Consider the following 26,107-nt stretch of genomic DNA (forward strand, 5'->3'; position numbering starts at 1 on the left):
GCGGCGCTTCTCCCCTACCTATTGGGCCGGGAGCGAGGAGAAAGACATGGGCTACAAGGCTGTTTACGACGGGTGGAAATCCGACCCCGAGGCGTTCTGGATGCAGGCCGCCGAGGCAATCGACTGGGATCGCGCACCGACACGGGCGCTCTTCGAGCGCGGCGATCACCTCTATGACTGGTTCGCCGACGCGCGGGTCAACACCTGCTACAACGCCGTCGACCGGCATGTGCACGCAGGCCATGGCGACCGGGTGGCGATCATCCACGACAGCCCGATCACCGGCACCAAGGCCAAGATCACCTTTGCCGAGCTGCAATCGCGCACCGCCGGCCTCGCAGGCGCGCTGCGCGACAAGGGCGTGACCAAGGGCGACCGCGTGGTGATCTACATGCCCATGGTGCCCGAGGCGCTGGTCGCCATGCTGGCCTGTGCCCGGCTTGGCGCGATCCATTCCGTGGTCTTCGGCGGCTTTGCCGCCTCCGAGCTCGCCGTGCGTCTCGACGACGCACAGCCCAAGGCAGTGATCGCGGGCTCTTGCGGGCTCGAACCGGGGCGCGTCGTGCCCTATAAACCGCTGCTCGACGGGGCCATCGACGAGGCCCGGCACAAGCCCGAGTTCACCGTGATCTTTCAACGCGAACCCGAGACCGCCGATCTGGTCGAGGGCCGCGATTTCGACTGGGACGAGCTGCAGCGTGATGTGATCCCCGCCGATTGCGTGCCGGTCGAGGGCGATCACCCGGCCTATATCCTCTACACCTCCGGCACCACCGGCGCGCCCAAGGGCGTAGTACGCCCCACCGCGGGCCATCTGGTGGCGCTCAACTGGTCGATGAAGAACATCTACAATGTCGATCCCGGCGATGTGTTCTGGGCCGCCTCCGATGTCGGTTGGGTCGTGGGCCACAGCTACATCTGCTACGGGCCGCTGATCCATGGCAACACCACCATCGTTTTCGAGGGCAAGCCCGTCGGCACCCCCGATGCCGGCACCTTCTGGCGGGTCATTTCCGAGCATAAGGTCAAGAGCTTCTTCACCGCCCCCACCGCCTTTCGCGCCGTGAAACGCGACGACCCCAAGGGGGAGCTGTTGCACAAATACGATCTCTCGGCCCTGGGCGCGATCTATCTCGCGGGCGAGCGCGCTGATCCCGATACGATCGAATGGACGCAGAAGATGACCGGCAAACCGGTCTATGACCATTGGTGGCAGACCGAAACCGGCTGGACCATCGCCGGCAACCCCGCGGGGATCGAGGCGCTGCCGGTCAAGCTCGGCTCGCCCACCGTGGCGATGCCCGGCTATGACGTGCAAATTCTCGACGAGGCCGGCCATCCGGTCGCGCCCGGCACGCTCGGCGCCATCGCGATCAAACTGCCGCTGCCGCCGGGCACGCTGCCGACGCTGTGGAACGCCGAGGACCGCTTTCGCAAAAGCTATCTCACCAGTTTCCCCGGCTATTACGAGACGGGCGATGCCGGGATGATCGACGAGGACGGCTATCTCTACATCATGGCGCGCACCGATGACGTGATCAACGTGGCCGGGCACCGGCTCTCGACCGGCGGCATGGAAGAGGTGCTCGCGGGTCACCCGGACGTGGCCGAATGCGCGGTGATCGGCGTCTCGGACGATCTCAAAGGGCAGATGCCCGTGGGCTTTCTCTGCCTCAACTCCGGCTGCGACCGCGATCCGCAAGAGATCTGCGCCGAGGTGGTACAGCGCGTGCGGCAAAAGATCGGCCCGGTGGCGGCGTTCAAACTCGCCTGCGTGGTCGACCGGCTGCCGAAAACCCGCTCGGGCAAGATCCTGCGCGCCACGATGGTGAGCATCGCCGACGGCAAACCCTACAAGCAGCCCGCCACCATCGACGATCCCGCCATTCTCGACGAGATCACCGAGGCGCTCAAAACCATCGGCTATCCGCGCGGCTGATCCTGGCCTTGCCAGCGGCCCGGGTCAGGCGGCACAGCCGCGGCGATCCCTGCCATGTGCCGCATAGCCACGCAGCCGCAGCAGCGCGCCCTCCCGCACCCGCAGGGTCGGGCGCGCGAGCGGGCCATAGGCCTCGGGGCTCAGATCCCGCTCCGGCAGCGCCTGCCGCAGCGCCAGCTGCCCCGCCAGCCCAAGCGCGCCCCGGGCGATCTCGCCGGGGTAGAGGCTTTCCGACAGGCAGCCTTCGGCATGAACAATCTGGTGGCGGTCGAAGAGAAGATGGCAATAGCTCACCCGCCGCCGCGCCACGCGGGTGATCTGCTGCCCGTCGACCAGCGCGATGGCGGGCACCAGCACCTCTGACGCGCCGAACAGCAGCTCGGCCCGCCAGTCCGACACCAGCATCCGGTGCTGCGGCGACACCCAGAGCGTCCGGTCATTGCCCAGCGCCCCGCGCGCGATCCGCACCGGGGCAAGCCGCCCGACGCCGAGCACCTCCATCTGCCCCAGCCAGCGCAGCGGTTGCCAGCCATGGTCCAGCGTGCGCAGCCGGTCCCCGGGCTGCAGCGTCTCGATCCGGCGCGGCCCGCGATCCGTCGCGATCAGGGTGCCCGCCATGAAACAGACCGCCTGCGCCCCCATCTCGGAATGGGCGCGCGTGTCGCTGTTGTGGACCTGCGCGTTAGCGATGGTCAGCACCGTATCGGGCGGCGGCGGCGTGCCGATGAAAATCAGGTAATAGCCATCCTCACCGGGGCTGTCGGCGCGGCTATCGCCATCGAGATCGGCATCGATCACGGCGATCTCATAGGTGTTGGTGCCATCGGTGACCGAAAAGCTGTAATCATAGATCACCGCGCGGTCGACACCGGCGATATTCATCGTCTGCTGGCTGTTGCCGCCGATGTCATGCTGGGCGGCGAACCCTTCGTTATCGGCGTCAGGATCGCCATTGAACTGGGTCGCATCATTGCGCTCTTCGCGGACATTGGTTCGGGTCATGCTCCCGGTCCAGGACCAGGTATCCCCGACATTCGCAAAGAGCCCATAATTGGCCGACCCACCGTTCAAGGTGGTCTGGGTGCCGCGAATCGTCTGCGCATAGCTGTAATAGATGGGCATGGTGGCCTGCCTCCGACTGATCGGGGACAGGTCACCATGTTTAGCTTAAAATTCGATTAGCTGAAGCGCAGAACCCGCGCCTCATGCGGTCGCGGCGCCATCCGGGCCAAGGGCCCATAGCGTTCACCACAGAGCGGATCATTGGGGTCGAGATCCTGAAACAAGCGGCGCAGCTCGGCGACGCTCTCCTTGGCCATGCCGGCCATCGCCTGCGGTCCGGGATGCAGGCTCTCCGACGGGGCGCCTTCGGCAAAGACGATCTGATGCGCCTCGAACAGCATGTGACAATAGAGAACCTCGGGCATCGGCTGCCGTGTGATCCCGTTGCGCCCGACGAGCGAGGTCGCGGGCAGGATCACCTCCCTTTCGCCAAAGGCCAGCTCGACCTGCCAATCGGACAAGAGCATGCGGTGCTGCGGCGAGACCCAGAGATCGCGACTGTTGCCCAAAGTGCCTTCGCGGATGCGCACCGGCGCAAAGGCACCGCGCCCCGGCACCCGACGCATCGCCATCATCATCAGCGGCTGATAGCCATTGTCATAGGTCTGGACGAGATCACCGGGCCGCAGCGTTTCAATCGGGCGCGGCCCCTTGGCCGTGTGGATCAAGGTGCCGCTGAGGAAACAGACAACCTTCCCGCCCATATTGCTATGCGCCCGGGTGCTGGTGTTGTCCGTGATCGACTGCGTCACGTTCAGATTGGTATTGGGCGGCGGCGGGGTGCCGATGAAAATGAGGTAATAGCCATCCTCGCCCGCGCTGTCAGATCGGCTATCCCCATCGAGGTCGATGTCGATGACCGCCACCTCATAGCTGGTCGTGCCATCGCTGACGGTGAAGCTGAAATCATAGATAGCGGCGCGGTCGACACCGTTGATGTTCATCGTCTGCTGGCTGTTGCCGCCGATATTATGCTGGGCGCTAAAGCCTTCGTTATCGTTGTCGGCATCGCCGTTGAACTGGGTCGCGTCATTGCGCTCCTCGCGGACATTGGTCTGAAACATGCTGCCGCTATAGGACCATGTCCCGCCGCTTGGCGGAGCGTTGCTATAGTTAAACGACGACCCGTTTACGGTCGATTGGGTTCCCCGGATCACCTGGGAATAGGAAAAAAAGATTGCCATCGTCACTCACACGTTACCTAGCGCCGGAAACAGCAGCGCCTACCAGAGCTGACTAGCCCAAAAAAATGTCGGAAATAAGGTGAAAATGGCGCACTCAGGCACCGCAGATCGCCCGCTCGTTTCCCCACGAACGGTCTGCTCGTTCTTCTACAAACGGCCACAATAGCCGCGTCTTGGCCGTTTGCGCCGCCGCTCAGGCCGCCTGTTGGCCCATCATCTCGGCCAGCGCCCCACGGATCACCGGCCGCGCAGTCTCGCGCTCGCCCTGCCCCATGAGCTCTGGATCAAGCTCGGGAAACAGCGCCAAGAGCTCGGCCCGGCTCTCGTCCGAGAGGCCAAGGATCGCCTGACGCCCCGGGTGCAGGCTCTCCGAGGCACAGCCTTCGGCCATGACGATCTGATGCTTGTCGAAAAGCATGTGACAATAGGTGACCCGTGCCACCGGCTGGCGCAGGATCGTGCGGTCATTGACCAATCGCTTGGCCGCCACCAGAACCTCCGGCTCGCCGGACCAGAGCTCGGCCCGCCAGTCGGCAATGAGCATCCGGTGCTGCGGCGAAACCCAGAGATCGCGGCTGTTGCCCAGCGCCCCTTCGCGGATCAGCACCGGCGCAAAATTGCCGTGGCCGACCACCGTGCGCTGCCCGAGCCAGCGCAGCGGCTGATAGCCCTCGTCGCGGGTAAAGATCAAATCGCCCGGTTGCAGCGTCTCGATGGCCCGTGGCCCGTCGATGGTCTGGATCAGCGTGCCCGCCGCGAAACAGACCGCTTGCCCGCCCATGCTGGCATGGGTGCGGTTGTCGCTGTTGTCGACAATGCCCTGCGAGGTCAGCGGCGTGTTGGCCGGCGGCGGCGTGCCGAGGAACAAGAGGTAATACCCGTCCTCGCCCGTATCGTTCAGATCGCCATCATTGTTGAGGTCGACATCGATCACCGCGACGTCATAGGTGTTGCCGGACGCATCGCGCACCCGGAAGGTATAATCATAGATGACCGCCCGCGCCGTGCCATCGATCTCGACCGATTGCTCGCCGGATTGCCCCACGCGCATCGTGGGCTGGGTCTCTTCGTTGGTGGGGTCGCCGTTGTAATAGCTGGCGTTGGGGTCTTGTTCGTAGACCGTATGGGTAAAGCTCGAGCCCGACCATTGCCATGTCGACCCGTTGGCAGGCGCCACGTTATAGGCAAAGGAATTGCCGTTCACGGTGCTCTGCGTGCCCCGGATCGTGTTGTCGTAGCTAAAATATGCCGGCATCTCTGCCTCTTACCCTTGCAGCACGTCCCCCGCACATCTTCTGCGCACCGGGGCCGGGCATGTTCTTTTGTTTTTGATTTTAACGGGCGGATTTTTCCGCTGCTCGACACTCATAAAATACACAGCCGCGCCTCACCTCGGCTTTGGGGATGTTAGCACTTCTTTAAAGAAATTCAACGGCCCGCCCCGAAAAGGGCGGGCCTGCGTGTCAAAACGGCGTCACTCGACGTGACAGCTCGGCTTGGCCGGTCGGCTTGGCTTACATCCGCGATGCGAAGTCATCGACCTCGCGCTCGGCCTCTTCCTTGGCCATGCCGTATTTCTCCTGCAGCTTGCCGATGAGTTGCTCGCGCTCGCCGGCGGCCTCTTGCAGGTCGTCATCGGTCAGCTTGCCCCATTGCTCACGGGCCTGACCGGTCATCTGCTTCCAGTTGCCTTTGACTTGATCCCAATTCATGGTGCTCTCCTTCACACGTTTCCAAAATCATACTTTGTCGCGAGAGCCGTCATGCTCTCGGGGGATCAACCCGGAGCACCCCGCCAAGTTCCGGGCTTAGCAGGGGATCGGCGAAAAGCTGCACCAGACGGCGGGCCCGCCGCCATGGCCCAGCGGCGCAGTTTCTGGCTGAATTTTCCGCCGATTTGCGCACTGTCGCGTTACCGTCGAAATACCGACGTGGTACCGACAGGCCGTTTTGGGCTGTTTTCGAGGGGGGTCCGCCTCAGACGAACTGCTCGCGCAGCAGCCGCTCTTCGAGCCCATGACCGGGATCAAAGAGAATGCGATGGGCGATTTTCGGCTCTGACGCCACCTCGACCCAGAGCACGTTTTCCACATGCCGGCTGTCGGCATCGGCCATCACCGGGCGCTTGTCGGGCTCCATCACATCGAACCGCACCTTGGCCGCTTTCGGCAGCAAAGCCCCCCGCCACCGCCGCGGCCGAAACGCCGCCACCGCGGTCAGCGCCAGCACATCCGACCCGATAGGCAAAATCGGCCCGTGGGCACTGTAATTATAGGCGGTTGAGCCTGCCGGCGTGGCCAAAAGCGCCCCGTCACAGACCAGCTCATCGAGCCGCGTGTGCCCATCCACGGTGATCCTGAGCTTGGCCGCCTGCGGCCCGCCCCGCAACAGCGACACCTCGTTGATCGCCAAGGCCTCATAGTCGCGCCCATCGGTCGTCCGCGCCCGCATCCGCAACGGGTTGATGACCTCTTCCCCCGCCACCGCGAGCCGCGCCGGAAGGTCCTCGGCGCCATATTCATTCATCAAGAAACCAACGGTGCCCCGGTTCATCCCATAGACCGGCACATCGAGGCTCTGGGTCCGATGCAGCGTCGCCAGCATGAACCCATCGCCCCCCAGCGCCACGATCACATCCGCCTCTGCCTCGGGCACATCGCCATAGCGCTTGGCCAGCACCGTGCGGGCGCGCTTGGCGCTCGTGACATCGCTGGCGACAAAGGCGATCCGATCGGTCATTGGGCCATGGCTCCTGTTTCCCATAGGCACAATCCGGGGCGGATTAGCGCCACTTCCCCTCGACCTGCACCATCAGTGTCGTTGTCGCAAGCACAATTGTCGAAATAAAGGCTTACAGGCCGGGTGGTTTCCGATAGGAAATCGCCTGACTGCACTTGTTAGACGGAGCAATAACAGATGTCCGATTCCGGTTTCTTCACCGAATCCCTGAGCCAGCGCGACCCCGAGCTGCATGACGCCATCACCCAGGAACTGGGCCGTCAGCGCGACGAGATCGAGCTGATCGCGAGCGAGAACATCGTCTCGGCCGCCGTGATGGAGGCCCAGGGCTCTGTCATGACCAACAAATACGCCGAAGGCTATCCGGGCCGCCGCTACTATGGTGGTTGCCAATATGTCGACGTGGCCGAAAACCTCGCCATCAACCGCGCCAAACAGCTCTTCGGCTGTGAATTTGCCAACGTGCAGCCCAACTCGGGCAGCCAGGCCAACCAGGGCGTGTTCCAGGCGCTGCTGCAGCCCGGTGACACGATCCTCGGCATGAACCTCGCCTCGGGCGGTCACCTGACCCATGGCGCGGCCCCCAACCAGTCGGGCAAATGGTTCAACGCCGTGCAATATGGCGTGCGCAAACAGGACAACCTGATCGACTATGATGAGGTCGAAGCGCTGGCCAAAGAACACCAGCCCAAGCTGATCATCGCCGGCGGCTCTGCCATCCCGCGCGTCATCGATTTTGCCAAGATGCGCGAGATTGCCGACAGCGTCGGCGCTCTGCTGCATGTGGACATGGCGCATTTCGCCGGTCTCGTGGCGGCAGGCGAACATCCCTCGCCCTTCCCGCATGCCCATGTGGCCACCACCACCACGCACAAGACGCTGCGCGGCCCCCGTGGCGGCATGATCCTCACCAATGACGAGGCAATCGCCAAAAAGGTCAACTCGGCCATTTTCCCGGGCATTCAGGGCGGCCCCCTGATGCATGTGATCGCGGCCAAGGCCGTGGCCTTTGGCGAGGCGCTGCGCCCCGAGTTCAAGCAATATATGAAACAGGTCCGCGCCAATGCCGACGCGCTCGCCGATCAGCTGATCAAGGGCGGTCTCGACATCGTCACCGGCGGCACCGACACCCATGTCATGCTCGTTGACCTGCGCCCCAAGAAGGTGACCGGCAACATCACCGACGCGGCCCTCGGTCGCGCCCATATCACCACCAACAAGAACGGCATCCCGTTCGACCCGGAAAAGCCCACGGTGACCTCGGGCATCCGTCTCGGCACCCCTGCCGGCACCACCCGCGGCTTCAAAGAGGCCGAGTTCCGCCAGATCGCCGATTGGATCGTCGAAGTGGTGGACGGGCTTGCCGCCAACGGTCCCGATGGCAATGACGAGGTCGAAGCCAAGGTGCGTGCGGAAGTGGCCGAGATGTGCGCCCGCTTCCCGCTCTACCCGAACCACTAAGCCACAGTTAGGCCACGGATCGACCTGATCTTGAGGGCGGCGCTGGACAGACCGGCGCCGCCCTTGTCATATCCGGAACATGAGTACGACACGCCGTATAGAACGCCAGCTCGGCGACTGGATGCGCGCCCGGCTTCCCGGCTGGGCCGCAGAACTTGTGATGTTTGCGCTCAAGATGGGCTGGTCCGCGATCTTCGGGATATGCCTGCTGCTCGCCATCATCGGCACCCGCGCGATCTGGTCCGATGCGATGCCGGTCTATCGCTACGACCTGCTCGTCGTGGTGGCGGTCGGGTTGCAGGCGGCCTTTCTCTGGCTCGGGCTCGAAACCTGGGAAGAGGCACGGGTGATCTTGCTCTTTCACCTCACCGGCACCGCGATGGAAATCTTCAAGGTCCATGCCGGATCCTGGTCCTATCCCGAACCGGGGCTTTTGAAGCTCTATGGCGTGCCGCTCTTCTCGGGCTTCATGTACGCCAGCGTCGGCAGCTTCATGGCCCGGACGATCCGCGTCTTCGACATGCGCTTCGCCCCCTTCCCGCCGTTCTGGACAACGCTCGTCCTCGCGGTGGCGATCTATGTGAATTTCTTCTCGCACCATTTCCTGCCCGACATCCGGATGGGGCTGTTTGCCGCCACTGTGCTGCTCTTTCTGCGAACGCGGATCTGGTACAGGATCGGCGACAATCTCTACTGGATGCCGCTGCCGCTCGCCGCGTTTCTCGCGGCCATCTTTCTCTGGATCGCCGAGAATATCGGCACGATGACCGGCACTTGGGTCTATTCCGGTCAGGCGCGGCTCGAACTGGTGAGCTTGGGCAAGCTCGGCTCGTGGTATCTGCTGCTCTATGTGGCCTTCGTCACGGTGACCTTCGTCGTCCGCCGCCCGCTGAGCCGCCAGCCGCTGCTCAGATCAGATCTTGCCACTTCAGAACAAAGATCAAGAAGCCGAGCACCAGCAACAGGTTGAATACGATCGTCCCGGTGAGCGCGAGGGCCAGCCCCTTGCGCCGCTCGACCGGGTTCACCGTCTCGAGATGGCGGTCGAACGTGTCAAAGGCGCGGTCCGTCTCGTCGCCATCCACCTGCAGCCAGAGCTTGGGGATGCCGCGCCGCGCCTGCGCCTCGGTGAGCATCCGCCCCGCCCTTTGCACCCGTTTCGGCAGCCGCCGACCCGCCCGCCGCAGCTTGGCCCGCAGATCACGCCCGCCCACGCCGCATTTCTTATGCAGCGCGTCTTCGAGGCGCGACACCCTGGCATCAAACACGGCCTGATCGATCATCTTGCATCCCTTCCACGCATATTCCGCGATTTACGCGATTTGCGACACACGGTAAAGCTGGGCCCATGTTGAACCAGATCACACATGGCGCCCCGACCGCCGCCCGCCCCCTCCTAATCGTTCACGGGCTCTACGGTTCCGCCCGCAATTGGGGCGTGATCGCCAAACGGCTGTCGGATGCCCGACAGGTGGTGGCGGTGGATCAGCGCAACCACGGTGCCAGCCCCCGCACTGAGAGCCACAGCTATCCGGACATGGCGGCCGATCTCGCCGAGGTGATCGAGGCCCATGGCGCGCCGATGCATGTGATGGGCCATTCTATGGGCGGCAAGGCGGCGATGGTGCTGGCCCTGACCCGGCCCGAGCTGATCGCGAGCCTCACGGTCGCCGATATCGCGCCGGTGGCCTACGGCCATTCGCAGCTCAAATATGCCGAGGCGATGCGCGGGATTGACCTGTCGGGGATCGAACGCCGCTCGGATGCGCAGGCGCTTCTGGAGCCGGTGATCGACGATCCGGCGCTGGTGCCGTTCTTTCTGCAATCGGTGGATGTGAAAACGAAATCCTGGGTGCTCAACCTCGACACGCTGGCCCGTGAAATGCCCAAGATCATGGAGTTTCCCGAGGTGAGCGGCAGCTTCGCCGGCCCGACGCTTTTCCTCACCGGGGCCGCCTCCGACTATGTCAGCCGCGAAGATCGGCCGCGCATCACCGCGCTCTTTCCGCAGGCGCGTTTCGTGAAAATCCCCGAGGCCGGCCATTGGCTCCACGCCGACAAACCGCGCGAGTTCGAGGCCGCGATGCGCGCCTGGCTCGACCGTCAGGATAAAGCCAGCTAGCTCACACGTCTGGCACCGGCCTAGCTGACCCGCGCCACCACGTAATCCGACAAATCGCCGAGCATATCGCGCACCGGATGCGCCGGCAGCTTGGCCAGCGCCGCCTGCGCCCGCGCCGCCCAGCCCTGCGCATCGGCGAGCGTCTCTTCGAGCGCGCGATGCTTGTGCAACAGCGCAATCGCGTGGTCGAGATCACCCTCGCCCTGCGCGCCCTTCTCGATCGTCCGCCGCCAAAAGGCGCGCTCGGTCTCATCCGCCTTGGCAATCGCCTTGATCAGCGGCAGAGTCAGCTTGCGCTCCCGGAAATCATCGCCGACATTCTTGCCGGTCTTGGCGCTATCGCCCTGGAAATCCAACAGATCATCGGCAATCTGGAACGCAATGCCGAGCGCATCCCCATAATCATAAAGCGCCCCGGTCACCTCGTCCGAGGCCCCGGCAATCACCCCGCCCACTTCGGTCGCCGCCGAAAACAACGCCGCCGTCTTGCCGCGCACCACCTGGAGATAGGTGGCCTCCGTCGTCGCAATATCGCGCGACGCGGTCAGCTGCAGCACCTCGCCCTCCGCGATGGTCGCCGAGGCATTGGCGAGAATATCGAGCACCCGCAGCGAGCCGGTCTCGACCATGAGCTGAAAGGACCGCGAAAAGAGGTAATCGCCGACCAGAACGCTCGATTTATTGTCCCACAGCAGGTTCGCCGTCGGCCGCCCCCGGCGCTGGCCGCTCTCATCCACCACATCATCATGCAAAAGCGTGGCAGTGTGGATGAATTCGACCGTGGCCGCGAGCCGCTCGTCGTGATCGCCCTCATAGCCACAGATCGCCGCCGCCGCGAGGGTGAGCATCGGGCGCAGGCGCTTGCCGCCCGCCTCAACCAGATGCGCCGTGACTTCGGGGATGCGCGGCGCGTGTTCCGATGCCATGCGCGCCCGGATCAGCGCGTTGACCGCCTCCATTTTCGGGGCAAATTGACGTGCCAAACGGTCATGCGGTTTCGTCGCTGCGTCATCGAGGCTCATGCGTAAATCCGTCTCGCCACTCGACATTCGCCGATGGCTCCCTTTATGTCATCCCATGAAACTTCTGCTCCGTAGCACCGATCCCGCGACCATTGCCTTTGCCCAAGCATTGCTTCAGGGCGAGGGTATAGACTGCTTTGAAATGGACGTAAATATGAGCGTCCTCGAGGGCGGAATAGGCATATTCCCGCGCCGGTTGATGGTGCGCGAACGAGATCACGCAAGGGCCGAGCGCGCGCTGCTGGACAACGGGATTGCCACCGATGGCTGAGACCACCCAGAACGCGTTTCTGGGCGGCCGACTGACCATCACACAGCCCGTTCAGGGCTATCGCGCCGGGGTCGATCCGGTGCTGCTCGCGGCCTCTGTTCCGGCTCGGCAAGGTGAAACGGCGCTTGATCTGGGCTGTGGTGTCGGGGTCGCGGGGCTTTGTCTCGCCGCGCGCGTGCCGGGTGTCGCCGTGACCGGGCTCGAGCTACAGCCCGATTATGCCGCGCTGGCCCGCGCCAATGCCACGGCCAACGGGCTGCCCTTCGAGGTGATCGAAGGCGATCTCGCCGCCATGCCCGAGGCGATCAAATCGCGCCGTTTCGATCACGTTTTGGTCAACCCGCCCTATTTCGACCGCAAGGCCAGCCGCCCGGCCCAGCACAAGGGCCGCGAGACCGCCATGGGCGAGGCCACGCCGCTCGCGCTCTGGGTCGAGATGGCCGCGCGCCGCGCCGCGCCGGGGGGCAGCGTGACCTTCATCCACCGTGCCGAACGCCTGCCCGATCTGCTCGGTCACATGGCCGCGCATCTCGGCAGTCTCGAACTTCTCCCCCTCGCGCCACGGCGCGGTCGCGAGGCCCGGCTCTGCCTGTTGCGGGGCCGCAAGGAGGGACGTGCAAATTTTCGCTTGCATGCGCCCTGGATTTTGCACGCTGGGGATGAACATCCCGGCGACCGGGAAAATTACACGGATGCAACGGCTTGCGTGCTGCGCTCTGGCGCATCCCTCGGGTTTGACGGGCAGGCTCGCTAAAATCCTTACCGTTTCATGCGGCAAGATGCTGCTCGCGCAGCGTGACAAATATATGAAACTGTGCTGCACTCATCCCGTTCACGTTGTTCAGATGAGAGGAGACCATGAATGAGCCTGAGTTCGCATGTCGAGGAATTGAAGAAAAAACACCAAAACCTCTCGGTGAAAGTTGAAGAAGCGCAGCGAGCGCCTGGATCGAACGATCTGGAAATCGCCTCTCTCAAAAAACAAAAGCTGAAGCTCAAGGAAGAGATCGAACGTCTGTCCATCTCCGCCTGACGGCCTAGCCTGCCCCGTTAGGACCGGGGCGGTTCGACGATGTCGAAATCGCGATCATGCGCCGAAATCATTGCGGTCTCGGCCATGATCCACTCGCGAAACGCAGCAATCTGGGGCCGGCTCTCGGCCCCTTTTGCGCAGATGAACCGATAATGCGCCCCGGTGGCCAGCGCCATGCGAAACGGCGCAACAAGCCGCCCTTCGCGCAGCATCCGATTGGTCAGGCTGCCCCGGCCAAGCACCGCCCCCGCCCCCGACAGCGCCGCATCAAGCGCATGATCCGCCTGCGAAAACCGCTGCCCGGTCCAGTTCCGCTCGGGCAGGCCGGCCTGTGCGAACCACGCAGGCCAATCGACCGCGGGGCTCAGGAACCGGATATCGTCCTGATGGATGAGCGGCACCTCCGCCATCCCCTCACCTGTGCCAAACTCCGCCGCCAGCGCAGGCGACATCATCGGCGTCGCCCATTCCTGCAGGAACGGCTCTGAAAAGAGCTCCGGCCCATCCGGCCCATAGCCAAAGCGGATCGCCACATCCACATCGCTATGGGTCAGCTCGACCAGCGACAGCCCGGCGCTCAGCCGCAGCTCGATCTCGGGATGCGCCTGCGCAAAGCTATAGAGCCGCGGCGCCAGCAGGATCGCGGTAAAGGCCGGCCCCGCCGTCACTGTCAGCGACATATGATCGGTGATCCGCCGCGCCGCCCGCCACGCCACCTCCAGCATCTCGAACCCGTCCCGCGCCCCGGGGGCCAGCGCCCGCCCCGCCTCGGTCAGCTCTACCGCCCGATTGAGCCGATGAAACAGCGGCGCGCCAAGATGCTCTTCGAGCGATTTGATCTGAAAGGAAAGCGCCGCCGGGGTCACGTGCAACTCCCCTGCCGCGCGCTGAAAGGACATATGCCGGGCGGCGGCCTCAAAGGCACGCAGGGCGGTCAGGGGAGGAAGACGATCAGCCATGTCAGTTAAATACAGCTTAACTGAACAAATAGAAACTCTCGTTTGTCGCTAAGCTTCACAAGGCGCATATTGGCTACAGTTCAAGTTTACCAATCTGAGGAGAATTCAGATGTTTGAAATTGCATCCGATCCCCAAACCCGCTGTGCCTATACCCGCGCCCATGATGCCCGCGGCGATCTCATCCGGGACCTCTGGCAGCGCCTCTTCGGGCGCCGCTGAACACCCGACCCCCTCCGCGACCGTTACAAGCCGCCACAAGGGAAGAGGGCCGGTCGCCTCCACGACCGGCCCTTGCCATTCCTGCCGCTGCGCAGGCTCAGACGAAGAACTGCGCCCCGTTGGCCGAAATCGTCGACCCGTTGATGAATTGCGAATCGTCCGAGGCGAGGAAGGCCACACAGCGTGCAATCTCTTCCGGCTCGCCGAGACGGCCTGCCGGGATCTGTGCGATGATCGACTCGCGCACCTTCTCCGGCACCGCCATGACCATTTCGGTGGCGATATAGCCGGGGCAGATGGCGTTGGCGGTGATCCCCGCGCGCGCCCCTTCCTGCGCCAGCGATTTCACGATGCCCAGATCGCCCGCCTTGGTCGCGGCATAGTTCACCTGCGCGAACTGCCCCTTCTGCCCGTTGATCGAGCTGATGACGATGACTCGCCCGAACTTGCGCTCGCGCATGCCGGGCCAGACCGGGTGCACGGTGTTGAAGACGCCGGTCAGGTTGGTGTCGATCACCTCTTTCCACTGATCGGGGGTCATCTTGTGGAACGGCGCATCGCGGGTGATGCCAGCGTTTGCCACGACGATGTCGATAGGGCCGAGATCGGCTTCGACCTTGGCGATGCCCGCGGCGCTTTCCTCGTAATCCGCGACATTCCATTTGTAGGTCTGGATGCCGGTTTCCTTGGTAAAGGCAGCGGCGGCCTCGTCATTGCCTGCATAGGTGGCGGCCACTGTGTGGCCTTCGGCCCTCAGAGCCTTGGAAATGGCGGCACCAATACCGCGGCTGCCACCGGTGACGAGGGCTGTTCTGGTCATGTTACTCTCCTGTAGACTCAGTTACCATTGTAACTTGGTTATCCTTACCGCTCCGAATGCGCAATATTATTACCGAAATAAAATTGCCGCAGCGCAGCTATTTTTGGCATCTTTTTGTGACAGAATGATAAATGCCTATAAAAAAGGCGCCCTTGCGAGGCGCCTTTCTGTCGTTCAGACCGCGCGGGCTTAGCCCCGCTCGACGCAGAGGGCGACGCCCATGCCGCCACCGATGCAGAGCGTGGCGAGGCCCTTCTTGGCGTCGCGGCGCTGCATTTCAAACAGCAGCGTGTTGAGCACGCGACAGCCCGAGGCCCCGATCGGGTGACCGATGGCGATGGCACCGCCATTGACGTTCACCACCTCAGGGTCCCAGCCCATCTCTTTGTTGACCGCGCAGGCCTGTGCGGCAAAGGCTTCGTTCGCCTCCACCAGATCGAGGTCGCTGGCCTTCCAGCCGGCTTTCTCGAGCGCCTTGCGCGAGGCGTTGACCGGGCCCACGCCCATGATCGCCGGGTCGAGACCGGCGGTCGCATAGGACACGATCCGTGCCAGCGGGGTGATGCCGCGTTTCTCCGCCTCTTCCGCGCTCATCAGCAGGGTCGCCGCCGCCCCATCGTTGAGGCCGCTGGCATTGGCCGCGGTGACCGAGCCGTCCTTGGTAAAGGCGGGGCGCATCTTCTGCATCGCCTCAAGCGTCGCGCCATGGCGGATATATTCATCCTTATCCACCACGATGTCGCCTTTGCGGGTCGACACGGTAAAGGGCACGATCTCATCGTCGAACTTGCCGGCCTTCTGCGCCGCTTCCGCCTTGTTCTGGCTGGCGAGCGCGAATTCATCCTGCTGCTCGCGGCTGATCTGCCATTTCTCGGCGACGTTTTCGGCGGTTTGACCCATGTGATAGCCGTTGAACGCATCCCAGAGACCGTCGCGGATCATCGAGTCGATATATTTCACATCGCCCATCTTATGGCCCGCGCGCAGATGCGCGACATGGGGGCTGAGCGTCATGTTTTCCTGACCACCGGCCGCCACGATCTTGGCATCGCCGAGCATGATATGCTGTGCGCCCAGCGCCACGGCCCGCAGCCCCGAGCCACAGACCTGGTTGATCCCCCAGGCGGCGCTCTCGATGGGCAGGCCCGCGTTCACATGCGCCTGACGCGCCGGGTTCTGGCCTTGGCCTGCGGTCAGCACCTGACCGAGGATCGTTTCCGACACGTCGCCCTTGTCGACGCCCGCACGTTCGCACACGGCACTCAGCACGGCTGCGCCGAGATCATGCGCAGGAGTATTGGCAAAAGATCCGCCGAACGAACCCACGGCCGTCCGCGCAGCCGAAGCGATCACAACATTAGTCATAGAGTATGTCCCCACCTAAAAAGTTCTGGCCGGACAGGATCCGGGCGCAGAGACGCGCCCAGGCATGATTCCCCCCGGTTCTCGGGAAATGTAGCCCAGCCATTGCAACGCAGCAACGTCACGCTGGCGCGGCTCAGGCGCGCACCCGCCTGTCATCCCCGACAAGCCAGGCCGGGCGCACCGACGGCGCCCCATAGAAATACCCCTGAAGACAGTCGATCCCGATGGCCTGAAGATAGGCCGCATCCTCTGCCCGCTCGACGCTTTCGGCGACGGTGAACATGTCGAACTGCTTGGCAATCGTGGCGAGCGCCGAGGTGAGCACCTGATTGTCCGGGTCGCGGGCGATGCCCCGAATGAACTGCCCGTCGATCTTGAGAATGTCGAAATAGAACTGCTTGAGATAGCGAAAGGAGGTATAGCCTGCGCCAAAATCATCAAGCGCAAAGCTCACCCCCTTATGCTGCAGCTTCTCCATGAATCCGGTCACCAGCTCGGGCACCACCATGGCCGAGCTTTCGGTGATCTCGAGGATAAGACGCTCCGCCACCGTCGGATCGCGGCGCATCCCGCGTTCGAGCGCCTGCATCCAGCGGGGATAGCCGATGGACCGCGCCGACATATTGATCGACAGCCGCAGATCCGGGTGTTCGGCCAGAGTCAGCATGCCTTTTTCCAGCGCCAGACAATCGACGATCCGCCCGGTTTCCGTGGTCTCGATCGCATCAATGAACTCGCGCGCGGGGATAATCCGGCCGGTCTCATCCAATATCCGCACCAGCCCTTCGTAAAAGGCCACGTGATCCACATTCTGCGCCGGCACCACCGGCTGATAGGCCAGCATGACCTGCTTGTGGCGCACCGCCGCATCGACCATTTCGATCACCGACCGGTCCCGCGCCGACACCGCATATGACAGAGGCTCTTGATGATCCCGCGGTATATCCGCCCATTTCGCCCTACCCTTCGCAACCATGTCAGTCTCCGCGTTACCCGGCGATCAGGATGACGCGGCCCGCCTAAAGAAGGTTTAAGAATTTCGCTCCAATCCCCGGCGACCGGGGGCTTTCTGAGACTGTGGTTAACGCCCGCTTACCCCGCGACGCCCCGCGCCGATGGCCCAGACCACCCGGCAAATCTCTGCCGACACTTTTTCGCCACATTGGCAGGTGTGGTGAGGGCCCAACGCCAGACCCCCTACATGTAGAAGGAAATGCTCGAAACTCACCATAAAACCGTTGAAAATGAATACTTTAAATGAAGAGCCACCTGTGCTAACGTCATTTCAATAAAACAAGTCAGCCGAAAAATCGGCGGCACGAGGCAGTAGAAGAGCAGAGTCATGAAAACGCGGAAACGGCAGCCGCTCCGCTGGGTATTGCTGGCATTGGCCACGCTATGGATGGTCGTGATCGTCCCCCTGAGCGCCGCAGCGGCCCCCTATGCAGCCATGGTCATCGACGCAAGGTCTGGCGAGGTGCTGCATTCACGAAACGCTGACAGCCGGCTTCACCCGGCCTCCCTGACCAAGATGATGACACTCTATGTCGTCTTCGAGGCGGTGGAAAACGGCGAGATCAGCCTCGACGACACGATCACCATCTCGCGCCACGCGGCGAGCGAACCGCCTTCGAAACTGGGGCTCCGGGCCGGCCAGAAGATCAAGCTGCGCTACCTGATCCGCGCCGCTGCGGTCAAATCCGCCAATGACGCGGCCACCGCGCTGGGCGAGGCGATCGAGGGCTCCGAGGCCCGGTTTGCCCGCCGCATGACCCGCACCGCCAAGGCGCTGGGCATGACGCGCACCACCTTCAAGAACGCCCATGGCCTGACCGAAGACGGCCATCTGTCGACCGCGCGGGACATGACGACGCTCGGACGGCACCTGTTCTATGATTTCCCCGAATATTACAATCTCTTCTCGCGGGTCGAAACCGACGCGGGCGTGCGCAGCGTGTCGAACACCAACCGCCGCCTGCTGAGCGCCTACAAGGGCGCCGATGGCATCAAGACGGGCTACACCCGCGCCGCCGGGTTCAACCTCGTCGCCAGCGCCGAGCGTGGCAATGAACGGATCATCGCCACCGTCTTTGGCGGCCGGTCCTCGCACAGCCGCAACGCCGAAGTGGCCGAGCTTCTCGATCTGGGCTTCTCGCGCGCGCCGCGCCGTGTGGCGGTCAACAAACCCGCACGCCCGCCCTATTATGGCAAGATCGGCGGCTCGGATGATGCGCCGGACGGCACCCCGGGCGGCACTTCGAAAACCGTGCGCCTCGCCGCTGCCGCCGCTGTGAAGAAGAGCCTGCGGCCAAGCGCCCGCCCGATCCCGGAAACCCCCGACACTGCCACCCTTGTGGCCGAGGCCGATGTCGCCGCGACACCGACCCTGCCCACAGTGGTTCAGGACGACATTCAGCAGGCGCTGGCCCAGGCGATCGAGCTCAAGCCCGAAACGCCCGAGGTCGCCCCGCAAGAGGACACCGTCGTCGCCGCCGCCACCCCGGTCACCGATATCGAACTGCCCGACCCCGTGTTGGTGAGCGTGAAACCCGCCGCCCGGCCCAAGGATCTGGTGCTCGCGGCACTGCCCGAAACCGCGCCGGAACCGCAGGTGGTGACCCGCGTCTCGACCTCCGGCGGGCGCAACTGGGGCATCAACGTCGGCCGCTACCCGAGCGAATACAAGGCGCGCAAGGTGCTGTTGAAAACCGCGCTGAGCGAGGTTGGCACGCTGGATGACGCGCTGCGCAAGGTGGTGGAACGGCGCGGCGGCTATGACGCGAATTTCATGGGGCTGACCCGGGAAACCGCCGATCTCGCCTGCCGCCGTCTGCAGGCCAAGCAGGTCACCTGCTTCATGGTCGACCCCGGCAGCTGACCCGGCAGCTAAGGGGCCTCAGGCGGCGGTGCCGCCGGCCTCTTGCCGCATCAGCAACCAACGAATGAAGGTCTTGGTCACCGGGCGCTGCACGCCGGGCCGGGTCACGATGTAATACCCATTGTCGCTCTGATGCTCATAGAGCAGCCGCAGCCGCCCCGCCTCGAGATCCTTCTCGACAAAGGCCCGCGTCACCACGGCCACCCCCTGCCCGTCCCGCGCCGCATCCAAAAGCAGGTTCCCCGGAAGCTGCACCCGCCGCGCCGGTGGCCCCTCCGAGGGGCCAATCACCCCCATCTCTTCCAAGAGCAGATTGGCCTCTGACCGGCCCATATCCTGCAGCACCGGATAGCGCGCCAGTACCGACAGGTTACAGATCGGGTCCTCGCCCACCAGGCTGGGCGCCCCCACCAGCAACATGGGCGAGCGCAGCAAAAGCTGCGTCTCCACCCCCGGCCAATCCCCCGCCCCATAGCGCAGCGCCACGTCAATGCCGCCGGGGTCGAGCGTTTGCAGCTCGGCAGAGGCGCTGAGGATCAGATGGGTGCCGGGATGGGCCTCGTGAAACTGCGGCATCTGCGGCATGAGCCAACCCGCCGCGAACATCGGTGTGGTGGCGATATGCAAGGGCCGCGCCGCATCCGCCCCGGTGAGCGCCTCGACCGAAGCGGCAATCGCGCCAAACCCGGTGCGCAGCGCCGAGGCCAACTGCCGCCCCTCGACGGTGAGCGCCATCGCCCGCCCGCTCCGGTCCACCAGCGCCACGCCCATATGGGTCTCGAGCGCCCGCAATTGCTGGCTGATCGCCGCGTGACTGACGTTGAGCGCGGTGCCCGCAGAGATCACCGACCCGGTCTCCGCAAAGGCCGCAAAGGCACGTAGCGCGGTCAGCGGCGGCAGGGTCAGCCAATCTATCATGTAACTAAACCTTACATATCTGATTTATTGCTGATTAGCAGAATAGCCATGATGGGCGCATATTCCAACCATGGAAACCACAGACAAAGGATCGAAACCATGTTGGGAATTCTTGCACAGAGCTTCAACACCGCCACCCGCACCGGGCCGCAAGGCCACAATCACTGGGGGCGGCGCATCCGCTTTGACGACCGCCGCGACGCCGAACTTATCGCTCATACCGAAGGCCGCCGTCGCGACTGATCAGCCGTCACGCTCCATCGCCGCCTGCAACAGGCTCTTGGCATAGTCGGTCTGGGGACGCTCGAACAGCTCCTCAGCCGACCCCGCCTCAATCACATCGCCCTGCTTCATCACCATGATCTTGTGGCTCATGGCACGCACCACATTAAGGTCGTGACTGATGAACAGATAGGCCAGCCCGTATTTCTGCTGCAACCGGCGCAGCAGATCGACAATCTGCACCTGCACCGTCATATCGAGCGCCGAGGTCGGCTCGTCCAGCACCACCAGCTTGGGCCGCAGGATCATCGCCCGCGCAATCGCAATCCGCTGCCGCTGCCCGCCGGAAAACTCATGCGGAAACCGGTCCATACTGTCCTCGGGCAGTTCGACCTCGCGCAGCACCTCGGCCACCAGCTCGCGCTCGGGGCGGCCATCCGGATTGCCATGCACGCCGAGCCCCTCGGCGATGATCTGGGCACAGGTCATCCGCGGGCTGAGGCTGCCGAACGGGTCCTGAAACACGATCTGCATATCCTTGCGATGCCGCCGCAGCGCCCGCGTCGACCATTTTCGCATATCCTCCCCGAGAAAGCGCAGCCCGCCCTCCGAGCTGATCAACCGCATGATCGCCATGGCGAGCGTGGTCTTGCCCGACCCGCTTTCGCCCACAACGCCCAGTGTCTCGCCCGCCCGCACCGAAAGAGACGCGTCATTGACCGCCTTCACATGGCCCACCGTGCGTTTGAGCAGCCCCTTCTGAATCGGGAACCAGACCCGCAGATTGTCGGCCCGCACGATCTCGGGCGCGTTCTCGGCCACCGGCTCGGGCCGCCCCGCCGCCCGCGCCGCCAAGAGCTTTTGCGTATAGGGATGCTGTGGCGCGTCAAAGACCTCGCGCGTCGGCCCATGCTCGACAATGCGGCCATCCTTCATCACGCAAACCCGGTCGGCGATGCGGCTGACGATGCCCAGATCATGGGTGATGAACAAGAGCCCCATGTTCTCTTCGCGCTTGAGCTCGGCCAGCAGCTCGAGAATCTGCGCCTGAATGGTCACATCGAGCGCCGTGGTCGGCTCGTCCGCGATGAGGATGTCGGGCTTGTTGGCGAGCGCCATGGCGATCATCACCCGCTGCCGCTGCCCGCCCGAGAGTTGATGCGGATAGGCCGAGAGCCGCGTTTCCGGGTCGCGAATGCCGACCCGGGTGAGCAGCTCGACAATCCGCGCCCGCGCCGCCGCGCCCTTGATCCCCTGATGCAGCTCAAGGCTCTCTGCCAATTGCTTTTCCAGCGTGTGCAGCGGGTTGAGCGAGGTCATCGGCTCCTGGAAGATAAAGCTGATGTCGTTGCCGCGCACCTGCCGCAAAAGCTTCTCGCTCGCGCCGATCATCTCCTGCCCATCATAGGTGACCGAGCCGTCGACATGGGCCGACCCGCCGAGCAGCGACACGGTGCTCAGCGCCGTCACCGACTTGCCCGAGCCGCTTTCGCCAACCAGCGCCACGGTCTCGCCCCGGTCAACATCGAAGGACACGCCATGCACACAGGCCTTGCGCTGCCCATCCTGAGAAAAGCTGATGCAGAGATCGCGGACCTTCAGAAGGCTCATTCGAATGTCTTCCTCGGGTCAAACGCATCCCGCACGCCTTCAAAGATGAAGACCAGAAGCGACAGCATGATGGCAAAGGTGAAAAAGGCGGTAAAGGCGAGCCAGGGCGCCTGCAGGTTAAACTGCGCCTGGCGGGTCAGCTCGCCGAGGCTCGGGGCCGAGCTCGGCAGACCGAAGCCAAGGAAATCGAGCATCGCCAAAAGCGCAATCGTGCCGGTGATGATAAAGGGCAGCATGGTGAGCGTCGCCACCATCGCATTGGGCAGCATATGGCGCATCATGATGCGCAGGTTCCCAACACCGAGCGCCTTGGCCGCGCGCACATATTCGAGGTTGCGGGCGCGCAGGAACTCGGCCCGCACCACCCCCACCAGCGCCATCCAGCCAAAGAGCACGGTAATCCCCACCAAGAGCCAGAAACTTCGCGGCAGGATCGAGAACAGGATGATGATCACATAGAGCTGCGGGGTCGAGCTCCAGATCTCGATCGCCCGCTGAAAGACCAGATCGACCCACCCGCCGAAATAGCCCTGCACCGCCCCGGCCAGCACGCCAATCACCGTCGACAGCGCGGTGACGATCAGCGCGAACAGCACCGACAGGCGAAAGCCATAGATCACCCGCGCCATGACATCGCGCTTGGTGTCATCGGTGCCGAGCCAATTTTCGCTATTGCGCGGCAAAGGCGCCGCGCCGGGCCGGTCCACCGCCGTATCGTAGGAATAGGGAATGATCGGCCAGAGCGTCCAGCCCTTCTCGATCGCCTCGCCCGCGACCTCGCCATCCTGCGCGTCCTCGATCACCCCTTCCGGGTCGTCGAAACAGGCATCAAGCCCGCCCGAGACGATGAGACATTCGACCTCGGGATCACGATAGATCGCCTCGGTCTGGAAATCCCCACCAAAGGCGGTCTCGGGGTAGAATTTGAAAATCGGCATCCGGTACTCGCCGCGATAGTTCACGAGGATCGGTTTGTCATTGGCGACGAACTCGGCCATCAGCGTGATCGAGAAAATCACGCTGAACAGGATGAGCGACCAATAGGCGCGCCGGTTGCGGCGGAAATTGCGCCAGCGCCTGCGGGTCAGGGGGGACGGGTTGAACATGCTCATCCCTCCCGCCGGTCGAAATCGATGCGCGGATCGACCAGCACATACATCAGGTCGCTGAGAATGCCGACCACGAGGCTGATCAGGCCAAAGATGAACAGCGTGCCGAACATCACCGGATAGTCACGCCCCACCGCCGCGTCATAGCCAAGCCTCCCCAGCCCATCGAGCGAGAAGATCGTCTCGATCAAAAGGCTGCCGCCAAAGAACACGCCGATGAACACCGCCGGGAACCCCGCGATCACGATGAGCATCGCATTGCGGAAGACATGGCCATACATGATCCGCCCTTCGCTAAGCCCCTTGGCCCGCGCCGTCATCACATAGTGTTTCTCGATCTCGTCGAGAAAGCTGTTCTTGGTGAGCAGGGTCAGCGTCGCGAAACTGCCGATCAGCATGGCGGTCACCGGCAGCACGATATGCCACAGGTAGTCCCCCACCTTGCCCAAGAGGGTCAGCTCTTCGAAATTGTCCGAAGTCAGCCCACGCAGCGGGAATATCTGCCAATGACTGCCCCCGGCAAAGAGCACCAGCAACAGCACCGCGAACAGAAAAGACGGGATGGCATAGGCCGCGATGATCACGCCGCTCGTCCAGGTGTCAAAGCGCGATCCATCATGCACCGCCTTGCGAATGCCGAGAGGGATCGAGATGAGATAGGCCAAAAGCGTCGACCACAGGCCGAGCGTGATCGACACCGGCAGCTTTTCCAGCACCAGATCGGTCACCGACACTTTGCGGAAATAGCTCTCGCCGAAATCGAACCGCATATAGTTCCACATCATGTTCAGGAACCGCTCGAGCGGCGGCTTGTCGAGACCGAACTGCGCCTCGAGCTCCTTGATGAACTCGGGCGGCAGGCCCCGCGCGCCGAGATAACCTTCGTTCTCGAACTCGCCCGCCGTGGTGGTGGTGTCCCCCGCCCCGCCGGAGATGCTCGAAAACGCGTCACCCTCGCCCTGCATATTGGCGATGATCTGCTCCACCGGCCCGCCGGGGACGAATTGCACCAGGGCAAAGTTGATGACCATGATCCCGAGAAGCGTCGGAATGATCAGCAACAGCCTGCGAAGAATATAGGCCCCCATTGGCGGCTTACCTCACTGCGCCAGCGGACTTGAGCGCCGCGGCCTTCTCCGCATCATACCACCAGAAATCGAGCGCCCCCAGCGCATAGGGCGGCTGCGGCTCGGGATGGCCATACATATCCCAATAGGCGACCCAGTAATCGGGCGCATAGCCGGTGGGCAGGACAAAAAACTCATGCCGCAGCACCCGGTCGAGGGCGCGCACGGTCATGTCTTCTTCTTCCTGACTTTCAGTGAGCAGCGATTTCTCGATGATCTCATCCACCACCGGGCTGGCAAGCCCCGCCGGGTTAAAGAGGGAATATTCCGCCGCCTCCGAGCCAAAGCGCTGGGCCAGCCCGGTGCCGGTGCCGGTGAGCGCCGGATAGCCGTCAAAGACCAGATCATAATCCCGGTCCCGCTCGCGTTTGGTGTATTGCGCCGCATCGACGATCTCGAGCCGCGCATCGATCCCCATCTTCTCGAGGTTCGAGATATAGTTTTCCGCCAGCGCCCGGTCGCTCGCATCGGCATTGGCCGAGGCTAGGAAATCAATGCGCAGCGGCTCGCCCTTGGCGTTCTGACGCTTGCCATCCGCCCCTACGGGCCAGCCCGCCTCATCCAAGAGCTTCATCGCCTGCCGCAGGGTCTTGCGGGTGACGAGCCGATCCGGGTCCGACACATGCGGCTCCCAGGGCGCCTCGGTCAGCACCGTCTCGGGCAGCTCGGCCGCCAGCCCTTCGAGAAACGCCTTTTCCTCGCCCTCGGGCACGCCCTGCGCCTCGAGATGGGTGCCGGTCGCAAAGGACCGCTGCTGTTCATACAGACCGAAGTTGAGCGATTTGTTGGTCCATTCGAAATTGAACCCCAGCGCCACCGCCTCGCGCACCCGACGGTCCTTGAACACGTCGGACCCGAGGTTGAACACGATGCCCGTCATCGCGGGCGGCTGCCCATTGGCCAGCTCCTCGCGCTTGACCCAGCCCTTCTCGATCGCCGGGAAATCGTAAAAGCTCGCCCATTGCTTGGCGTCGCTCTCGGTGCGGAAGGTCACTTCGCCCGCCCGGAACGCGGCAAAGGCACTGTCGGAATTGCCGAAGTAATCGAGCCGGATACGGTCGAAATTATGCCGGCCCTTGTTGATCGGCAGGTCCCAGCCCCAATAATCCGGGTTGCGCTTGTAGGTGATGCGCCGCGGCGGGTCGGCCTCTTCGAGCATATAGGGCCCCGAGCCCGGCGAAATCTCCATCCGCGATTCGTCGAGCCGCGCACCGGTCTCCTCGTACCAGGCCTTGGACCAGACCGGCACCGTGCCGACCTGATCGATCAGGCTGCGCCGCGAGATGCCTTCGGCAAAGTAGAACTTGATCGTGTGATCGTCGAGAACCTCGACCTTGGGGATGCGTTTGCGCACCGCCTCCGCATAGGATTTGAGCCCCTGATCGAGCAGCAGGTTGTGGCTGAAGGCGACATCATGGGCAGTGACCGGCGTGCCGTCGGAAAACCGCGCCTCGGGGCGCATGTGAAAGATCACCCAATCCTTGGTCACCGGATATTCGAGGCTCTCGGCCAAGAGCCCGTACATCTCGTCTTCCTGATCGGCGGGCAAGGCACCGCTGCCGGCCAGCACCTGCCCCAGCAGGCTCTCATACATCACCGTCGACAGCGCCCCGGCCCGGCCCAGCCGCGTGTAGGGGTTCATCGAATCAAACGTGCCGCTCAGGGCGAGGGAAATCTCGCCGCCCTTGGGCGCGTCGGGATTGACGTAGTTGAAATGCGGATAATCCGCCGGATAGCTCAGATTGCCGAAATAGGAATAACCATGGGTCTTGATGATCTCGACCTCAGAGGCCTCTGATGTCTCGGCGGCGGCATCCGCGCTCTGCGCCTGCGCCATGCTCCCCGCATGACCCCCGGCAAGGAAGACCCCAATCCCCAGCATCGCGGCGCCAAGCCCCCTCGCCACCCAAGTCCGCCCCATACTCCGGGCCCCTGTGAGCGCGTTTGTCGATGCCGTCATGAACTTTCCTCCCTTTGGGGATTGATTTGGCCTCAGTCACTGTCTTTGCAAGCTAAATCCGTGACCTAGGGACAATCAAGCGACA

The 26,107-nt window shown here is 63.5% G+C and carries 25 protein-coding genes; 9 read left to right on the forward strand and 16 right to left on the reverse strand.

Translation table 11 applies throughout. The features are described 5' to 3' along the window. Positions 1–46 precede the first annotated feature (46 nt). The gene (gene prpE, locus WA237_RS11890) at positions 47–1,939 is read left to right on the forward strand and encodes a propionate-CoA ligase PrpE (RefSeq protein ID WP_336097893.1); all 1,893 of its coding nucleotides are present in this window, start codon (positions 47–49) and stop codon (positions 1,937–1,939) included. 24 nt (positions 1,940–1,963) lie between these two features. Here prpE and WA237_RS11895 read toward each other — a convergent pair whose 3' ends face one another. The 5 genes from WA237_RS11895 to WA237_RS11915 all read right to left on the reverse strand — a co-directional run bounded on the left by WA237_RS11895 (position 1,964) and on the right by WA237_RS11915 (position 6,924). Further along, complete coding sequence (locus WA237_RS11895; RefSeq protein ID WP_336097895.1) at positions 1,964–3,061, reverse strand: Hint domain-containing protein; 1,098 nt, start codon at positions 3,059–3,061, stop codon at positions 1,964–1,966. 56 nt (positions 3,062–3,117) lie between these two features. Continuing rightward, positions 3,118–4,065: a Hint domain-containing protein gene (locus tag WA237_RS11900; protein WP_336097897.1), complete on the reverse strand. Its 948-nt coding sequence runs from the start codon at positions 4,063–4,065 to the stop codon at positions 3,118–3,120. Positions 4,066–4,378: 313 nt separating this feature from the next. Next, a complete protein-coding gene (locus WA237_RS11905; RefSeq protein ID WP_336097899.1) occupies positions 4,379–5,440 on the reverse strand; it encodes a Hint domain-containing protein in 1,062 nt (353 codons plus the stop codon). A 259-nt stretch (positions 5,441–5,699) separates the two neighbouring features. Beyond that, positions 5,700–5,897: a CsbD family protein gene (locus WA237_RS11910; protein ID WP_009813921.1), complete on the reverse strand. Its 198-nt coding sequence runs from the start codon at positions 5,895–5,897 to the stop codon at positions 5,700–5,702. Between the two features lie 265 nt (positions 5,898–6,162). After that, the gene (locus WA237_RS11915; RefSeq protein WP_336097900.1) at positions 6,163–6,924 is read right to left on the reverse strand and encodes an NAD kinase; all 762 of its coding nucleotides are present in this window, start codon (positions 6,922–6,924) and stop codon (positions 6,163–6,165) included. A gap of 177 nt (positions 6,925–7,101) precedes the next feature. Here WA237_RS11915 and glyA point away from each other — a divergent pair, with 177 nt between their 5' ends. Both glyA and WA237_RS11925 read left to right on the forward strand, forming a co-directional pair. Continuing rightward, a complete protein-coding gene (gene glyA, locus WA237_RS11920; RefSeq protein WP_336097902.1) occupies positions 7,102–8,385 on the forward strand; it encodes a serine hydroxymethyltransferase in 1,284 nt (427 codons plus the stop codon). 79 nt (positions 8,386–8,464) lie between these two features. Further along, positions 8,465–9,355, forward strand: a complete 891-nt coding sequence (locus WA237_RS11925) for a DUF817 domain-containing protein (RefSeq protein ID WP_336097903.1) — start codon at positions 8,465–8,467, stop codon at positions 9,353–9,355. Here the strand turns inward: WA237_RS11925 and WA237_RS11930 are convergent. Continuing rightward, positions 9,294–9,668 (reverse strand): hypothetical protein, encoded by a 375-nt coding sequence (locus WA237_RS11930; protein ID WP_336097904.1) that lies wholly within the window; start codon positions 9,666–9,668, stop codon positions 9,294–9,296. The genes WA237_RS11925 and WA237_RS11930 overlap by 62 nt on opposite strands. 65 nt (positions 9,669–9,733) lie before the next feature. On the opposite strand from WA237_RS11930, the gene WA237_RS11935 reads away from it, so the two are divergent. Beyond that, the gene (locus tag WA237_RS11935; RefSeq protein WP_336097905.1) at positions 9,734–10,507 is read left to right on the forward strand and encodes an alpha/beta fold hydrolase; all 774 of its coding nucleotides are present in this window, start codon (positions 9,734–9,736) and stop codon (positions 10,505–10,507) included. A gap of 20 nt (positions 10,508–10,527) precedes the next feature. On the opposite strand, the gene WA237_RS11940 is transcribed toward WA237_RS11935, so the two are convergent. Then, complete coding sequence (locus tag WA237_RS11940; protein WP_009813915.1) at positions 10,528–11,529, reverse strand: polyprenyl synthetase family protein; 1,002 nt, start codon at positions 11,527–11,529, stop codon at positions 10,528–10,530. A 55-nt stretch (positions 11,530–11,584) separates the two neighbouring features. On the opposite strand from WA237_RS11940, the gene WA237_RS11945 reads away from it, so the two are divergent. From WA237_RS11945 to WA237_RS11955, 3 genes are all read left to right on the forward strand, one after another. Next, positions 11,585–11,800 carry a putative signal transducing protein gene (locus WA237_RS11945; RefSeq protein WP_336097907.1) on the forward strand — a complete coding sequence of 72 codons (216 nt, stop codon included), beginning with the start codon at positions 11,585–11,587 and terminating at the stop codon, positions 11,798–11,800. Beyond that, the gene (locus WA237_RS11950) at positions 11,793–12,554 is read left to right on the forward strand and encodes a tRNA1(Val) (adenine(37)-N6)-methyltransferase (protein WP_336097909.1); all 762 of its coding nucleotides are present in this window, start codon (positions 11,793–11,795) and stop codon (positions 12,552–12,554) included. Before WA237_RS11945 ends, WA237_RS11950 begins: the two co-directional genes overlap by 8 nt. Positions 12,555–12,662: 108 nt before the next feature. Further along, positions 12,663–12,833, forward strand: coding sequence for a YdcH family protein (locus WA237_RS11955; protein WP_009813912.1), 171 nt, complete (start codon positions 12,663–12,665; stop codon positions 12,831–12,833). A 17-nt stretch (positions 12,834–12,850) separates the two neighbouring features. On the opposite strand, the gene gcvA is transcribed toward WA237_RS11955, so the two are convergent. The 4 genes from gcvA to WA237_RS11975 all read right to left on the reverse strand — a co-directional run bounded on the left by gcvA (position 12,851) and on the right by WA237_RS11975 (position 17,173). Further along, positions 12,851–13,792: a transcriptional regulator GcvA gene (gene gcvA, locus WA237_RS11960; protein ID WP_009813911.1), complete on the reverse strand. Its 942-nt coding sequence runs from the start codon at positions 13,790–13,792 to the stop codon at positions 12,851–12,853. Between the two features lie 317 nt (positions 13,793–14,109). Further along, entirely contained in the window at positions 14,110–14,832 is a 723-nt protein-coding gene (gene phbB, locus WA237_RS11965; RefSeq protein ID WP_336097912.1) for an acetoacetyl-CoA reductase, read from the reverse strand. A 189-nt stretch (positions 14,833–15,021) separates the two neighbouring features. Continuing rightward, positions 15,022–16,197, reverse strand: a complete 1,176-nt coding sequence (locus tag WA237_RS11970) for an acetyl-CoA C-acetyltransferase (RefSeq protein WP_040617990.1) — start codon at positions 16,195–16,197, stop codon at positions 15,022–15,024. 133 nt (positions 16,198–16,330) lie between these two features. Then, a complete protein-coding gene (locus WA237_RS11975; protein WP_442970261.1) occupies positions 16,331–17,173 on the reverse strand; it encodes an EAL domain-containing protein in 843 nt (280 codons plus the stop codon). 366 nt (positions 17,174–17,539) lie between these two features. On the opposite strand from WA237_RS11975, the gene WA237_RS11980 reads away from it, so the two are divergent. After that, complete coding sequence (locus WA237_RS11980) at positions 17,540–19,075, forward strand: serine hydrolase (protein ID WP_336097915.1); 1,536 nt, start codon at positions 17,540–17,542, stop codon at positions 19,073–19,075. A gap of 18 nt (positions 19,076–19,093) precedes the next feature. On the opposite strand, the gene WA237_RS11985 is transcribed toward WA237_RS11980, so the two are convergent. Then, complete coding sequence (locus WA237_RS11985; protein ID WP_336097917.1) at positions 19,094–19,993, reverse strand: LysR family transcriptional regulator; 900 nt, start codon at positions 19,991–19,993, stop codon at positions 19,094–19,096. Between the two features lie 99 nt (positions 19,994–20,092). On the opposite strand from WA237_RS11985, the gene WA237_RS11990 reads away from it, so the two are divergent. Continuing rightward, positions 20,093–20,236 carry a hypothetical protein gene (locus tag WA237_RS11990; protein WP_336097919.1) on the forward strand — a complete coding sequence of 48 codons (144 nt, stop codon included), beginning with the start codon at positions 20,093–20,095 and terminating at the stop codon, positions 20,234–20,236. Here the strand turns inward: WA237_RS11990 and WA237_RS11995 are convergent, their stop codons facing one another. From WA237_RS11995 to WA237_RS12010, 4 genes are read right to left on the reverse strand one after another with little or no spacing between them, the layout of a single operon-like run. Then, on the reverse strand, positions 20,237–21,826 hold the full coding sequence (locus WA237_RS11995; protein WP_336097921.1) for an ABC transporter ATP-binding protein: 1,590 nt from the start codon (positions 21,824–21,826) through the stop codon (positions 20,237–20,239). It lies immediately after the preceding gene. After that, positions 21,823–22,932: an ABC transporter permease gene (locus WA237_RS12000; RefSeq protein ID WP_336097923.1), complete on the reverse strand. Its 1,110-nt coding sequence runs from the start codon at positions 22,930–22,932 to the stop codon at positions 21,823–21,825. Before WA237_RS12000 ends, WA237_RS11995 begins: the two co-directional genes overlap by 4 nt. A gap of 2 nt (positions 22,933–22,934) precedes the next feature. Then, positions 22,935–24,023, reverse strand: a complete 1,089-nt coding sequence (locus tag WA237_RS12005; protein ID WP_336097924.1) for a microcin C ABC transporter permease YejB — start codon at positions 24,021–24,023, stop codon at positions 22,935–22,937. A 7-nt stretch (positions 24,024–24,030) separates the two neighbouring features. After that, positions 24,031–26,022 carry an extracellular solute-binding protein gene (locus tag WA237_RS12010; protein ID WP_040617987.1) on the reverse strand — a complete coding sequence of 664 codons (1,992 nt, stop codon included), beginning with the start codon at positions 26,020–26,022 and terminating at the stop codon, positions 24,031–24,033. Positions 26,023–26,107: the final 85 nt, after the last annotated feature.

The sequence above is a fragment of the Roseovarius sp. CH_XMU1461 genome (genome assembly GCF_037027165.1).
Lineage (GTDB): Bacteria > Pseudomonadota > Alphaproteobacteria > Rhodobacterales > Rhodobacteraceae > Roseovarius > Roseovarius nubinhibens.